Raw genomic sequence first — 13363 nt, 5'->3', positions numbered from 1 at the left:
GCGGACCGGCCGGGACGGCGCGGCTACCCTGGTGGCGTGCGTTTCCTGCTGCGTCCCGGATGGATGGCCGCTGTCGTGGCGGTGCTGGCGTTCGTGGTGCTCTGCTACACGTTGCTCGCGCCGTGGCAGTTCGGCCGTGAGGCCGAGCGGGAGGCGCAGAACCAGGCCATCGCCACGGCCGACGCGACGCCGGCGGTGCCGTTCGCCGAGCTCGTCCCCGCGGGGACGGCGATCTCCGAGGACGACGTCTGGCGCCGCGTCACCCTCACCGGCACCTTCGAGCCGGGCGCGGAGACGCTGGTCCGGCTGCGCGTCGTCGACGGTGCCCCGGCCTACGAGGTGCTGACCCCGCTGCGCCTGACCGACGGGCGCCTGGTCGTGGTCAACCGCGGGTCGGTCGGTGCCGACCAGGGTGACGCCGTCCCGGAGTACGCGCCCGCCCCGTCCGGGCAGGTGAGCGTGGAGGGCCGGCTGCGGCTCAACGAGACCGACCCGCAGGACCGCGCCCCGCTCACGGAGGGCGACACCACCCAGATCTACGCCGCCGACTCCCGCGCGGTCGCGGACGCGACCGGCGCGACCCCGGTCGAGGGCGTCGTCGCGCTGGAGGAGGGGCAGGCCGGTGTGCTGAACCCGATCCCGATCGCGCCCCCCGGCGGCGGGGCGCCGTTCAGCAACTTCTCCTACGCGCTGCAGTGGCTGACCTTCGGCGTCGTCGCCCTGGTGGCGATGGGCCTGTTCATCCGGCTGGAGCTGCTGCAGCGGCGCGGGAGCCGGTCGCGCGCGGGCAGCCTGCGCGACCAGCTCTCCGGCCGGGACGGCTACGGGACGGACACGAGCACGGACACATCGGCAACGGACGCACCGGGCAGCACCGGCCGGGAGCCCGGCGGGTCGGGCAAGCAGGACTCGCTCACTTCCTGAGCGATCCCGGCGGGGTCACACGAGCAGGGCGAACAGGCCGCCCCCGACCACCGCGCCGAGGACGGCGCCCACGACGACCTGGCCGGGCGTGTGGTCGCGGACCTGCACCCGCGACCACCCGACGCCCGCGACGAGCAGCAGCGACACCCACCACAGCGGCCCGTAGGTGACGACGAGGACCACCGCGGCGCCGCTGCACACCGCGGCGTGCATCGACACCTTCCACCGGAGGGTGACCGCGCCGGTGACGCACAGCGTCGCCAGCATGATCAGATCGAGTGCGATCACGGGCCACGGGGCGCCGAGCACGACCAGGAGCCCGAGGCCGACCAGGCTCAGCACGATCAGCACGAGGAACGGCACCAGCCGTCCTTCGCGGTTGCGCACGTGCCGGCCGTCCCAGCGGCCGGAACGGGCGCCCCGGACGATGACCACCATCGGCAGGATGCTGCTGGTCAGAGCCACGAGCAGCCCCCAGCCCACGGTCGGCAGCACGGTCCGCGTGGCGGCCCAGGCCACCGCGAGCGGGAGCAACGTCACCACCACCGAGGGGGCGAGCGCCTCGGTGAACAGGCGCGCCGCTCGCGCCGACCACGGGGATCCGGTGTCCATCGCGCGGAGAGGTTACCGAGCGGTCCGGCGTTCGCCCCCCGCCGCGGCGACACCCACCGCGAGCACCCCGCTCACCCCCGCGACCAGCCGTGACAGCCGGGCCGCCCGGTGCAGGTCCGCGAGCCCGGGTGCGCGGCCGTCGCCCAGGGACGGCCGCTCCTCCGCCCCGTGGGCGTAGGTCGTGGTGCCGCCCAGCCGCAGTCCGAGCGCGCCGGCGGCGGTGGCCTCGACCGGGCCGGCGTTCGGGCTGGGGTGCCCGGCCGCGTCGCGCCGCCAGGCCCGCACGGCGTCCCGCGGCGCGCCGCCGACCAGTGGCGCGACGGCCACGGTCACCGCCGCGGCCAGCCGGGCCGGGACCAGGTTGGCCAGGTCGTCGAGCCGGGCGGCCGCCCAGCCGAACCGGGCGTGGCGCGGCGAGCGGTAGCCGACCATCGCGTCCAGGGTGTTCACCGCGCGGTACCCGAGCAGTCCGGGCACCCCGGCGACGGCGCCCCAGACCAGCGGCCCCGTGACGGCGTCGGAGGTGTTCTCGGCCAGCGACTCGACCCCGGCGCGGACCATCCCCGCGGTGTCGAGCAGCTCGGGGTCGCGGGCGCACAGGCTCGGGATGCGGGCCCGCGCGGCCGCCCGGTCCCCGGCGTCGAGGGCCTCCGCGAGCGCCTCCCCCTCCCGCACCAGCGACGTCCCGCCCAGCACGGCCCACGTCGACACCGCGGTCAGCGCGGCCCGGGCCACCGGCCGCCCGGCGAGCGCGCGCTCGGCGAGCGCACCGGCCAGCACGACACCGCCGGTGAGGATCGCCGCGTACGCCGCACCGGCGCCGCGGGAGTCGCGGTACAGCCGTCGTTCCAGCCGGCCGGCGAGCGTGCCGAACCCGGCCACCGGGTGCCCGCGGCGCGGGTCGCCCAGCGCCGCGTCGGCCACGATCCCGATCATCAACCCGGCCGCCCGGGCACCGTCGCGCATGAGCACCGACCGTAGGGGGCAGGATCGGGGCCATGCGCACGGACCTGAAACCGGAGGAGCTGGGCTCCGGCCCGTTCTACAAGCTGCTGACCAGCGTCGTCGTCCCCCGGCCGATCGCCTGGGTCTCGACCCGCTCCGCCGAGGGCGTCGACAACCTGGCCCCGCACTCGTTCTTCACGGTGTCCTGCGTCGACCCGCCGATGATCCAGTTCACCTCGGTCGGGAAGAAGGACTCGCTGCGCAACGTGTCGCAGACCCGGGAGTTCGTCGTCTGCCTGGCCGGCGAGCCGATGTTCGAGAAGATCAACGCGACGGGCACCGACTTCCCCGCCGAGATCAGCGAGTTCGCCTCCGTCGGCCTGACCCCGGAGCCCAGCGCCACCGTCGCGCCGTACCGGGTCGCCGAGTCGCCGGTCGCGCTCGAGTGCGTGCTGCACGCGAGCATCGAGCTCGGCAACTCGACGGTGGTGATCGGCCGGGTGACGCACGCCTCGATCGACTCCGACGTGTTCGTCACCGACGCTCGCGGCAACTCGCTGCCCGACGTCCACCGGCTGGCCCCGCTGGCCCGGCTCGGCCGCAACGAGTGGTCCCGCCTCGGCGAGGTCATCGAGATCACCCGCATCCCCTACAAGGACTGGCCGGGACACTACGAGCCGTGAGTGGAAAGCACGGCCGGGACCGTGCTTTCCACTCACGGGCGCGGAGCGCCTACAACGTGTACTCCGTCGGGGGCTGGGCCTGCGGGTCGGCGTGCAGCTCGCCCTCCCGGCCGCGCAGCTCCACCCGGCGGATCTTGCCGGAGATCGTCTTCGGCAGGTCGAAGAACTCGAGCCGGCGGATCCGCTTGTAGGGCGCGAGGTTGTCGTAGGCGAAGCGCAGGATCTCCTGCGCGGTCTCCTCGTTCGGCTCGTAGCCCGTGGCGAGCACCACGTAGGCCTTCGGGACGGCGAGCCGCAGCGGGTCCGGCGACGGCACGATCGCGGCCTCCGCGACCGCCGGGTGCTCGATCAGCACGCTCTCCAGCTCGAACGGGCTGATCCGGTAGTCGCTGGCCTTGAACACGTCGTCGGCACGGCCGACGTAGGTGATGTAGCCGTTCTCGTCGCGGGAGCCGACGTCGCCGGTGTGGTAGTAGCCCCCGGCCATCGCCTCGGCGTTGCGCTCGGGGTCGTCGGCGTAGCCGACCATCAGCCCGGTCGGGCGGTGGTTCAGGTCCAGGCAGATCTCGCCCTCCTCGGCGAGCTGCCCGGTCGCCGGGTCGACGAGCGCGACGACGAAGCCGGGGATGGCCCGCCCCATCGACCCGGGCTTGACCGGCTGCCCGGGCGGGTTGCCGATCTGCAGCGAGGTCTCGGTCTGCCCGAACCCGTCCCGGATCCGCCGGCCCCACGCCTTCTCGACCTGCTCGATGATCTCCGGGTTGAGCGGCTCGCCCGCACCGACGACCTTGCTCGGCGGGTTCGCCAGGGTGGTGAGGTCGGCCTGGATGAGCATCCGCCACACCGTCGGCGGCGCGCAGAAGCTGGTCACGCCGCAGTCGGCGAGCACGGAGAACACCGACTCGGCGTCGAACTTGGCGTAGTTCATGACCAGCACCGTCGACTCGGCGATCCACGGCGCGAACACGTTGGACCAGGCGTGCTTGGCCCAGCCGGGCGAGGAGATGTTGAGGTGCACGTCGCCGGGCTCCAGCCCGATCCAGTACATCGTGGACATGTGTCCGACCGGGTACGACGTGTGGGTGTGCTCCACCAGCTTCGGCTTCGCCGTGGTGCCCGAGGTGAAGTAGAGCAGCAGCGTGTCCGACGCCCGGGTGACACCGTCCGGTGCGAACCCGGGATCGGCGTCGTAGGCCTCGCCGGAGTAGTCGCGCCAGCCCTGCACCGCGCCCCGGACGGCGATCCGGGTGTAGTCGCCCTCGACGCCGTCGAACTTGCCGGCGTCACCCGCACCGACCACGACGTGCTTCGCGTTGCCCCGGTCCACCCGGTCCTGCAGGTCCGACGGGGTGAGCAGGGTGGTCGCCGGGATCACGACGGCGCCCAGCTTCATCGCCGCCAGCAGCGTCTCCCACAGCTCCAGCTGGTTGCCCAGCATCAGGATGATCCGGTCGCCGCGGGCCACGCCCTGGGCCCGCAGCCAGTTCGCGACCCGGTTGGAGCGCTCGGACAGCTCGGCATAGGTCCAGTGCGCCTGCGAGCCGTCCTGCTCGACGATCCACAGTGCACGGCGGGCGCCGCGCTCCGGGTCGGCGGCGACGACGTCGAAGTGGTCGAGCGCGAAGTTGAACTCGTCGAGCTCCGGCCAGCGGAAGTCGCGGTAGGCGGTGTCGTAGTCCTCGCGGTGGGCGAGCAGGAAGTCGCGGGCGGCGAGGAACTTCTCCGTCGCCGCCGTCCCTGCAGCACCGGTGGCCGATGTCATGTGCATGCACCTCGTCGGGCTCGTCGGTCGTGCGTGCGGGGAGCGAGCGGTCCCCGGCGGGGACACTAGCGCTCCGGAAACGGCCGGGCCGTGGACCCGCGCCGGAATCCGTCACCGGAACGTGGTCGTGGCGCCGGCCACTCTGCACGGGTCGAAGATCGTAGGGTGCCCGGGTGACCGCGCCGAACCTGCCGAGGGTGACGCCGTCCGCCGCGCCGTCCGGCCCGGGCGCCGCGCGGCGCGGCTGGTCGTCGCACGTCCGCGTCGGCCGCTACGGGCCGCGGCTGCTGCTGCGCTGCGCGTTCGTCGGGCTGGCGCTGGTGGTGCTGGTGCTCCTGCTGACCGGGTGCGGCAACGGCGAGCTCCCCGCGTCCTGGCAGACGCCGGTGCCGCCGTCGTCGTCGGCGGCACCGACGACGTCGTCGAGCCCGACCCCGTCCCCGACGCCCGCGCCGACGACCACCCGCGAGTCCCCGTCCCCGACCGCGACCCCGGACAGCACCGCACCGAGCGCGAGCCAGGCGCCGCGCACCGACGGCGGTGACGGCACCGGCGGGAGCGGCGGCGGGCAGGCGCAGCGCAACGGCGCCGGCACACCGATCTGGCCGGCCGCCGACTCCGCGGCCGCCCAGCGGATGCAGCAGCAGGCCGACCGCGGCGGCGACCCGTGGCTGCTCGACCCCGAGGAGGTCACGATCTCCTACGTCGGCGCGGAGCTGGGGTTCCGCGACCCGTCGCTGTCCCGGCTCGCCCCGGGGACCTACGCCGTGTCCGACGGCCGCTCCCCCGCCCGCGCGACGGTGACGCTGGAGCAGACGGTCCGCCAGGGCCCCGGCGGCATCTGGCTGGTCACCCACGTCGACCGCAGCTGACCTGCGGCGCAGCCGTTCCGCTGGGCCACGTGAGGCGGGCAACACCTGCGCGAACGGGTGAATCCGGGCCCGGAGTGCAGCGCGCGGGGGGTTGCGGACGATGTTCCGGATGAGGCCGCCACGCACCGGCGGCCAGGGGCGGGGTCCAGGAGGGCGAGCACGATGACCAGCGAGTCGATCCAGCAGGACGTCTTCACCGTGTTGCACGGGCAGGCGTCGCCGATCGTCAGCCGCTGGGCGTACCGCGCCTCCGATCCGTTCGCGATCTCGTTCTCGGTGCGCCGCTCGACCGACCGCTGGATCGAGTGGCTGGTCGCCCGCGACCTGGTGATCGAGGGCCTGACCGCCCCTACCGGCATCGGCGACATCCGGATGGCGCCCCGGCGGGTGGACGGCTACGACGTCGTCGAGATCGAGATCCGTTCGGACGGCGGTTCGGCGGTCCTCGAGGTCGACCGGGACCTGCTGGCGCAGTTCGTCGACGCCACCCTGGAGATCGTCGACCTCGGCGAGGAGACCGACCACCTCGACATCGACACCGCGATCGCCCGGCTGACCAGCGCGGCCTGATCGGACTGGGCGCGGCGCGTGACGGCGCCGCGCCGGCCCCGGGGGAACGCGGCGGGGCCCCGGACCGGTGGCCGGGTCCGGGGCCCCGCCGCGGCCGGTGTCACGCCGGATCGGTGTCACGCCGGATCGGTGTCGGCGTCCCACTCGGCGTCGGCGGCGGCCTCGTCGGCCCGGTCGGCGTCCTCGGCCAGCTGGGCGCTGACCTCGGGGTCCTCGGCCGGGGAGTCGTCGGCGACCGGGGTGATGCCCACCTCGACGTCGTGCACCGCGGCCTCCTCGGCGCCGGCCGCGCCCCCGTCGACACCGACATCGGCGGCGTCGTCGCTCTCCGGTCCGTCGGTGACCAGCCGCCCGGAGCGGTCGCTGTCGTCGATCGGCAGCTCGTCGGGCATCTCCCGGGCCAGCCGGTCGTCGAGGGTCTCCCCCGCGCGCTCGCCCGCCGGGGTGGTCGCGGTGTCGTCGACGCCGTACGGCCGGTCCGGCGGGATGTACCCGGAGTCCAGCGGGTCGGCGTCCGAGGGGCCGGTCAGCGCCTCGTCGGTGTCCAGCTGCAGCGCGGAGGCCATGTCGGGTGCCTCCGGCTGGGACTCGTTCCTGTCGCCTGCGGCCATGGGAAGCGTGTCTCCTCGGGTCTCGTTCGCGTACTCGCCGGGGAGGTACCCCGCCGTGCGGACGCTCATGCGCCGTCCCCGGTGCCGCGGGCGCTACGGTCGCCTACGCCGGATCCACCGGCCCGTCCGGACCGACCGAACTGCCCGAGGGGAGTCGAGGTGTGAGTGAGGCCACCCGCCGCGCGCTGCTCACCGCCGCCGGGGAGCTGTTCACCGAGCACGGCTACGACCGGACGTCGGTGCGGTCCATCGCCGACCGGGCCGGGGTCAACCAGGCCCTGCTGTTCCGCCATTTCGGCAGCAAGGACGCGCTCTACGCCCGGGTCGCGGCCGAGCGCGCGCTGAGCGTGCTGCACGGCGGGCCGCCCGGGGAGCTGCTGGAACGGCTCCTGCGCTCCATTCTCGACCGCGGCTCCGGCCCGGAGAACGACCTGTTCGGGTCGGTGGTCCGTTCGGCGGGCACCTCGGAGGCGGCCGCCGCGGTGCGCGCGGAGCTGGCCGGGGCGTTCACCGCCGCCTTCGCCGCGCGGGCCACCGGCGCCGCGGACCGGCGTGACGCGGAGCTGCGTGCGGAGCTGCTGCTGGCCTGGCTGCTCGGGCTGAGCCTGGTGCACCCGCTGCTGCCCGACGGCGCGGTGGGCCGGGCCGACCAGGCCGACGTGCACGCCCACGTCGGGCGCGCCGCCGCGGCGCTGCTGGAGGAACCGCTCAGCCGGTGAGCGCGTCGCGGACCGCGTCCAGGTTGCGTGCCATCCCGGTCCGCCACTCCTCGAGCCGGCCGGCGACGATCCGCTCCTCCTTCTCGGGCCGGTGGGCGATCGCCCCGCTCAGCCCGGACGGCCCCGGCCCCATCCGGGCCCACTGCCGCAGCCGGGTGCCGGCCCCGTCCGGGGTCAGCTCGAACCGCCAGACCGCGGCCGGGCCGCCGTCCTGGTCCGGCTCGACCGTCCACTCGAAGATCCGGCCGGGTTCCCACCCGGTGACGGTGGCCGTGGTGCGCCAGGTGCCGACCGCCTCGTGCCGGTGCTCGCCGTGGATCCGGGCCCCCGGGCCGGGCGCCGTGCCGTCGGCCCACTCGGCGTGCTGCATCTCGGTCGAGACCCGGGCCAGGAACCCGAGATCGGTGACCAGCGCCCAGACGTCCCCGGGCGCGGCCTCCACCCGGATCTCGGCCTCGGTCGTCGGTCCGTCGGCGTAGCGCATGGGCGATCTCCTCGGGTGTCCCTGGGGTGTCCCTGGGGGTGTGTCACTGTCCGGTCAGCGCTCGTCGGCGCCCCGGCGCAGCAGGTAGGTGTCCATGATCCAGCCCATCCGCTCGCGGGCCGCCGCGCGCACCGCGAGGATCTCCTCGCGCACCTCGTCCAGCGGCCCCGCGACCAGCAGCTCGTCCGGCGTGCCCAGGTAGGCGCCCCAGTAGATGTGCAGCTCGGCGCGCTGCTGCGCCGGCAGGGTCGCGAAGGCCGTGCGGCCGTCGAGCATGACGACCACGTCGTCGACGTCCGCGGGGATCCCGTCGGCGATCCGGCGGCCGGTGGTGATCAGGATCGGCCGGCCGACGCGGTTGAGGATCAGCCGGTGCGCCGCGGCGAGGGCGGCGACGCTGGAGATGCCGGCGATCGACTCGACCGCCCACTCCCCCTCGATGCCGTCGAGGACCCGGTCGAGCAGCCGGAGCGTGCCGTCGTAGAGCGACGGGTCCCCCCACACCAGGAAGGCGCCGGTCGCGCCCTCGGCGAGCTCGGTCGTGAGCATCTCGCGGTACAGATCGGCCCGGCGGTCCTGCCAGTCGACGACGACGTCGCGGTAGCGCCCGGCGTCGCGGGCGACCTCCGCGCCGCGGTCGCGGTCGACCTCGGGCGCGGTGACCAGCCGGTAGCCGCCGTCGGGACGGTGGCGCTGCAGGATCTGCGTGCGCAGCGCGAGCAGGTCGTCGCGCGCCTCCCCCTTGTCGATGACGAACACCACGTCGGCCCGCTGCAGCGCGGCCACCGCCTGGAGGGTCATGTGGTCCGGATCGCCGGCCCCGATCCCGATCACCAACACCGTGCGCACAGCGGTGACCGTAGTGGACCCACCCGGCCCAGGGCCGCCGCGGGCGATGCCACGTCCGTCACGGACCGTCGTCACTCGGTAGTGTCTCGGGAACCGCCGACCGACGTCACCGCTGCACTTCCGGGAGGCCGAAGCTGTGAAGATCGGACATCTCGTCGAGTCCCTCGACGACCGGGGCGCCGCCGCCGCACTCGCCGACCTGGCCGGGGCCGCCCCGGCCGCCGGTTTCGAGGTCGTGGTCGTGGCCCTGACCCCCTCCGGGCACTCCGACGCCGCCACCCGGCTCGGCCGGGCCGGCGCGGCGCCGGTGGAGCTCAACGTCGCGCCGTGGGACCCGCGCGCCGTGTTCAAGGTCGTCGGGGCGCTGCGCGCGCACGGCGTCGACCTGGTCCACACCCACGGGACCCGGCCCGACGTCGTCGGCTCGGCCGCGGCGGCCCGGCTGCGGGTGCCCGCGGTCTCGACGCTGCACCACATCCACGCCGAGCCCGCCGACCGCGTCGACCACCTGCGCCGCACGGCGAAGACCCTCGCCCGCAAGCGGTTCATGACCCGCACGATCGCCACGTCGGCGCTGCAGCGCGACTGGTACCGGCGCGTCGCCGGGTCGGTGGCCGGGCTCTCGGTCATCCCCGACGGCGCCGCCGACCCGGGCACCGGCTCCCCGGAGGAGGTGCTGCGGCTGCGCCGCGGGCTCGGTGTCGACGACGACGAGGTCGTCGCCGTCTCGGTGGCGCCGATGCGCCGCGGGCAGGGGCAGGACATGCTGCTCGACGCGATCGCGGAGCTGCCGCCGGAGGAGCCGCTCACCGTGGTGCTCGGCGGCGACGGGCCGTTGCGCCGCTGGCTGGAGTCGCGGGTGGCCGGCGACGAGGCGCTGTCCGGTCGGGTCACGTTCCGCCGCAGCACCGACCCGCTCGTGCTGCTGCGCGGTGCCGACATCCAGCTGCACACGACCCGGCACGACACGATGCCGCGGATGCTCGTGCTCGGGCAGGGCACCGGGACACCGGCCGTGGCGACCCGGGTCGGCGGGATCCCGGAGATCGTCACCCGGGACACGGGCGCGCTCACCCCGGTGTCCTCGGCGCACATCTCCGACGAGCTGGTGCGGATGGTGCGCGACCCGGAGCTGCGGGCCCGGCGCGGCGCCGCGGCCCGGTCCCGGTTCCTGGACCGCTTCGAGGTGTCGCGGTGGGCGGCCCGGCTGGGCGAGGTGTACCACAGCGCGCTGGGCCACGCGGGTGCCCCGGACCCGGCCGAGCTGGACACCCCGGGCGCCCTCGCACAGGGCTGAGCAGCAGCGCTCAGTCCCCGAGCGCCGAGCGCACGAGCTCCAGCGGGTGCCACGCGGTCCGCCCGGCCCCGTGGAAGATCTGCTGGCGGCAGGAGACCCCGGTCGCCGCGACGAGCGTCCCGGCGGGCTCGGCCCCGATCGCCGGGAACAGCCGGTCCCGGCCGACGGCCATCGAGGTCGCGTAGTGCTCGGCCTCGAAGCCGAACGACCCGGCCATCCCGCAGCAGCCGGCGTCGATCTCGGCGACGTCGAGCCCCGGGACCCGGCGCAGCAGGCCCACCGTCGCCGCCGTGCCGACCTCGGCCTTCTGGTGGCAGTGCCCGTGGAACACGACCCGCCGCCCGCTCAGCCAGGACCGCTGCGGCAGCACCAGCACGCCGTCGTCGATCGCCGTGATCAGCAGCTCCTCGACCTGCCGGACCCGCGCGGCGACCTGCTCGGCCTGCGCGGTGCGTCCGAGCAGCGCCAGGGACTCGTCGCGCAGGGTGAACACGCACGACGGTTCGCACCCGACGATCGGCGTGCCGGGCCCGGTGCCGTGGGCCAGCGCGCCGACCAGGCCGGACGCCGCGCGCCGGGCCTCGTCGAGCAGGCCCTTCGACAGGGCCGCCCGGCCGCAGCAGCCGCCCGCGGCCAGCTCGACGGCCCACCCGGCCCGTTCGAGCAGCTCGATCGCGGCCCGCCCGATGTGCGGCTCGGTGTAGGTGGTGAACGAGTCGGCGAGCCAGGTCACGGTGCCGGCGGAGCCCGGCGCGGGGCGGTCCCGGCGCCGGTCCCAGCGCACCAGGTTCTCCCGCGCGAACCGGGGCAGCGGCCGGGCCGCGGTGATCCCGGCGGTCCGTTCCAGCAGCCTGCGCAGCGGGCCGATCCGGGCCGGCAGGTTCGACAGCGGCGCGGTGGCGGAGCCGATCCGGTTCAGCGCGCGGATCGCACCGAACAGGCGCGACCGCAGCGGCGTGCCGTGCTGCTCGTTCCGGTGGTGCAGCGCCTCGGACTTCAGCGCGGCCAGGTCGACGCTCATCGGGCACTCGCTCTTGCACGCCTTGCAGCCCAGGCAGAGGTCGAGGATCTCGTGCAGCCGCTCGTCGCCCAGCGCGGCGGCCGGGTCGGGTTCGGACAGCGCCTTGACCAGCGCGTTCGCCCGGCCCCGGGTGGAGTGCTCCTCCTGGAGCGTGACCTGGTACGACGGGCACATCACCCCGCCGGTCGCCTTGCGGCACAGCCCGATGTTCATGCACCGGTCGGCGGCGTCGCGCATGGTCGTGCCCCCGCCCGCGCCGATGACCTCGAACGACAGCGCGGTCCGCAGCGGCCGGGCCGGGGGCAGCGCGTCGCGGTCGCGCAGGTTGTCGGTCATCGGGGGCGCGTCGACGATCTTGCCGGGGTTCAGCACGCCGGCCGGGTCGAAGATCCGTTTGACCGCGCGCATCGCCTCGTAGAGCTCGTCACCGAAGATCTCGCGGTTGAACTCGGAGCGGGCCAGGCCGTCGCCGTGTTCGCTGGAGTTGACCCCGCCGTACTCGGCGACCAGGTTCTTGACCTTCTCCGCGACCGTCCGCATGGTCGCGACCTGCTCGGGGTCGGTGAGGTCGACGAACGGCCGGATGTGCAGGCAGCCGACCGAGCAGTGGCCGTAGAACCCGGCCTGCAGCCCGTGCTCGTCGAGGATCGCGGCGAGCCGCTCGGTGTAGGCGGCCAGGTGCTCCGGGGCGACGGCGGTGTCCTCGATGAACGCCAGCGGCCGCCGGGTGCCCTCGCCGGCCGCCATCAGCAGCCCGAGGCTCGCCTTGCGGACCTTCAGCAGCGCGGCCTGCTGCGCCGGGGTGACCAGCTTGAGCGTGTGGTAGCCGTGCCCGTGCCGTTCCCACAGGTCGGCCAGGGCGTCGACCTTGGCGACCAGCTCGTCGGTGCCGGCCTCCTCGGAGCGGGCGTCACCGGAGTGGGCGTCGCCGGAGAACGACACGAACAGCAGCGCGGCCGGGTCACCGACGAGGTGGTCACCCAGGTCGGCGTACTCGATCTTGGCCCTGGACAGCTCGAGGATCGTGCGGTCCATCATCTCGACCTGGTGCGGGTCGCAGCTCAGCGCGTCCAGGGTCGCCGAGATCGCCCCGTGCGTGGTGTCGAAGTGGCCGACGGCGTACACCGTGCGCTGCGGCTTCGGCACCAGGTCGACGACGGCGCGGGTCGCCAGCACCAGCGTGCCCTCCGCCCCGACGACGAACTTCGCCAGGTCGAACGGGTCCGCCCGGCCGCGGCCGGCGAGCCGGTCGAGCCGGTAGCCGCAGGCGCGCCGCCAGAACAGCGGCATGCCCTCGGCGATGGCCTGCTCGTGCGCGGTGACCAGCTCGGGCAGCTCGCGGTGGATCCGGCCCTCGAGGGTGTCGGCGGCCGCGCGCCGGAGCCGCTCGGTCTCGTCGACCGGCTCCAGCCGGGCGGTGGACCCGTCGGCGAGCACGACGTCGAGCGCCTGCACGTGGTCGATCGTCATCCCGAAGGTCAGCGACCCGCTGCCCGCGGAGTTGTTGCCGATCATCCCGCCGATCGTGGCCCGGTTGCTGGTGGAGGTGTCCGGCCCGAACATCAGCCCGTGCGCGGCGGCGGCCTGGTTCAGCTGGTCCTGCACGACCCCCGCCTCGACGACGGCGGTGCGCGCCTGCGGGTCGATCTCGATGATTCGGTTCAGGTGCCGGGACAGGTCCAGCACCAGCCCGGGGCCCACGGTCTGGCCGGCCAGGCTGGTACCAGCCCCGCGCGCGACGACCGGGACACCGTGTTCGGCGGCGGTCCGCACGGCCGCCGCCACGTCGTCGTGCGTGCGGGGGAACGCCACGGCCAGCGGCGTGATCGAGTACATGCTGGCGTCCCGGGAGAACAGGTGCCGGGTGTAGTCGTCGACGGCGACCTCCCCGGTCAGCCGGGCGCGCAGGGCCGCCTCCAGCCGGCGGGCCGGCTCGGTGGTGCCGGCGGGCGTGGTGGCGGCCGGCGTGGTGGCAGCGGGCGTGGTGGTGGACGGCGTGGTCGCGGACATCCGG

At 74.9% G+C, this 13363-nt stretch carries 13 protein-coding genes; 6 read left to right on the top strand and 7 right to left on the bottom strand.

The annotated features are described in order from the left end of the window. Window positions 1–36 precede the first annotated feature (36 nt). Window positions 37–924 (top strand): SURF1 family cytochrome oxidase biogenesis protein, encoded by an 888-nt coding sequence (locus tag BM093_RS27920; RefSeq protein WP_093352783.1) that lies wholly within the window; start codon window positions 37–39, stop codon window positions 922–924. A gap of 15 nt (window positions 925–939) precedes the next feature. Here BM093_RS27920 and BM093_RS27915 read toward each other — a convergent pair whose 3' ends face one another. Next, the gene (locus BM093_RS27915; RefSeq protein ID WP_093352779.1) at window positions 940–1536 is read right to left on the bottom strand and encodes a hypothetical protein; all 597 of its coding nucleotides are present in this window, start codon (window positions 1534–1536) and stop codon (window positions 940–942) included. Between the two features lie 12 nt (window positions 1537–1548). Beyond that, window positions 1549–2502, bottom strand: coding sequence for a cobalamin biosynthesis protein (locus BM093_RS27910; RefSeq protein ID WP_093352774.1), 954 nt, complete (start codon window positions 2500–2502; stop codon window positions 1549–1551). Between the two features lie 32 nt (window positions 2503–2534). On the opposite strand from BM093_RS27910, the gene BM093_RS27905 reads away from it, so the two are divergent. Then, window positions 2535–3164 (top strand): flavin reductase family protein, encoded by a 630-nt coding sequence (locus BM093_RS27905; protein WP_093352769.1) that lies wholly within the window; start codon window positions 2535–2537, stop codon window positions 3162–3164. A 49-nt stretch (window positions 3165–3213) separates the two neighbouring features. On the opposite strand, the gene BM093_RS27900 is transcribed toward BM093_RS27905, so the two are convergent. After that, window positions 3214–4926, bottom strand: a complete 1713-nt coding sequence (locus BM093_RS27900; protein WP_093352764.1) for an AMP-binding protein — start codon at window positions 4924–4926, stop codon at window positions 3214–3216. Window positions 4927–5099: 173 nt separating this feature from the next. On the opposite strand from BM093_RS27900, the gene BM093_RS27895 reads away from it, so the two are divergent. After that, on the top strand, window positions 5100–5798 hold the full coding sequence (locus BM093_RS27895; protein ID WP_093352760.1) for a hypothetical protein: 699 nt from the start codon (window positions 5100–5102) through the stop codon (window positions 5796–5798). Between the two features lie 162 nt (window positions 5799–5960). Continuing rightward, window positions 5961–6368, top strand: coding sequence for an SsgA family sporulation/cell division regulator (locus tag BM093_RS27890; RefSeq protein WP_093352754.1), 408 nt, complete (start codon window positions 5961–5963; stop codon window positions 6366–6368). A gap of 116 nt (window positions 6369–6484) precedes the next feature. Here the strand turns inward: BM093_RS27890 and BM093_RS27885 are convergent, their stop codons facing one another. Further along, window positions 6485–7048, bottom strand: a complete 564-nt coding sequence (locus tag BM093_RS27885) for a DUF5709 domain-containing protein (RefSeq protein ID WP_177238745.1) — start codon at window positions 7046–7048, stop codon at window positions 6485–6487. 92 nt (window positions 7049–7140) lie between these two features. On the opposite strand from BM093_RS27885, the gene BM093_RS27880 reads away from it, so the two are divergent. Further along, a complete protein-coding gene (locus BM093_RS27880; RefSeq protein WP_177238744.1) occupies window positions 7141–7698 on the top strand; it encodes a TetR/AcrR family transcriptional regulator in 558 nt (185 codons plus the stop codon). On the opposite strand, the gene BM093_RS27875 is transcribed toward BM093_RS27880, so the two are convergent. Both BM093_RS27875 and cobF read right to left on the bottom strand, forming a co-directional pair. Beyond that, window positions 7688–8182, bottom strand: coding sequence for an SRPBCC family protein (locus tag BM093_RS27875; protein WP_093352744.1), 495 nt, complete (start codon window positions 8180–8182; stop codon window positions 7688–7690). The genes BM093_RS27880 and BM093_RS27875 overlap by 11 nt on opposite strands. Before the next feature lie 54 nt (window positions 8183–8236). After that, window positions 8237–9031, bottom strand: a complete 795-nt coding sequence (cobF, locus tag BM093_RS27870; protein WP_218162961.1) for a precorrin-6A synthase (deacetylating) — start codon at window positions 9029–9031, stop codon at window positions 8237–8239. Window positions 9032–9167: 136 nt separating this feature from the next. Between cobF and BM093_RS27865 the strand changes: the two genes are divergently transcribed. Next, a complete protein-coding gene (locus BM093_RS27865) occupies window positions 9168–10328 on the top strand; it encodes a glycosyltransferase family 4 protein (RefSeq protein WP_093352739.1) in 1161 nt (386 codons plus the stop codon). Between the two features lie 10 nt (window positions 10329–10338). Here the strand turns inward: BM093_RS27865 and BM093_RS27860 are convergent, their stop codons facing one another. Continuing rightward, window positions 10339–13359, bottom strand: coding sequence for an FAD-binding and (Fe-S)-binding domain-containing protein (locus tag BM093_RS27860; protein ID WP_093352734.1), 3021 nt, complete (start codon window positions 13357–13359; stop codon window positions 10339–10341). Between the last annotated feature and the right edge of the window lie 4 nt (window positions 13360–13363).

The sequence above is a fragment of the Pseudonocardia ammonioxydans genome (genome assembly GCF_900115005.1).
Taxonomy (GTDB): domain Bacteria; phylum Actinomycetota; class Actinomycetes; order Mycobacteriales; family Pseudonocardiaceae; genus Pseudonocardia; species Pseudonocardia ammonioxydans.
Note: the sequence above shows the minus strand (reverse complement) of the source record. Positions and strands in the feature narration are given on the sequence as shown.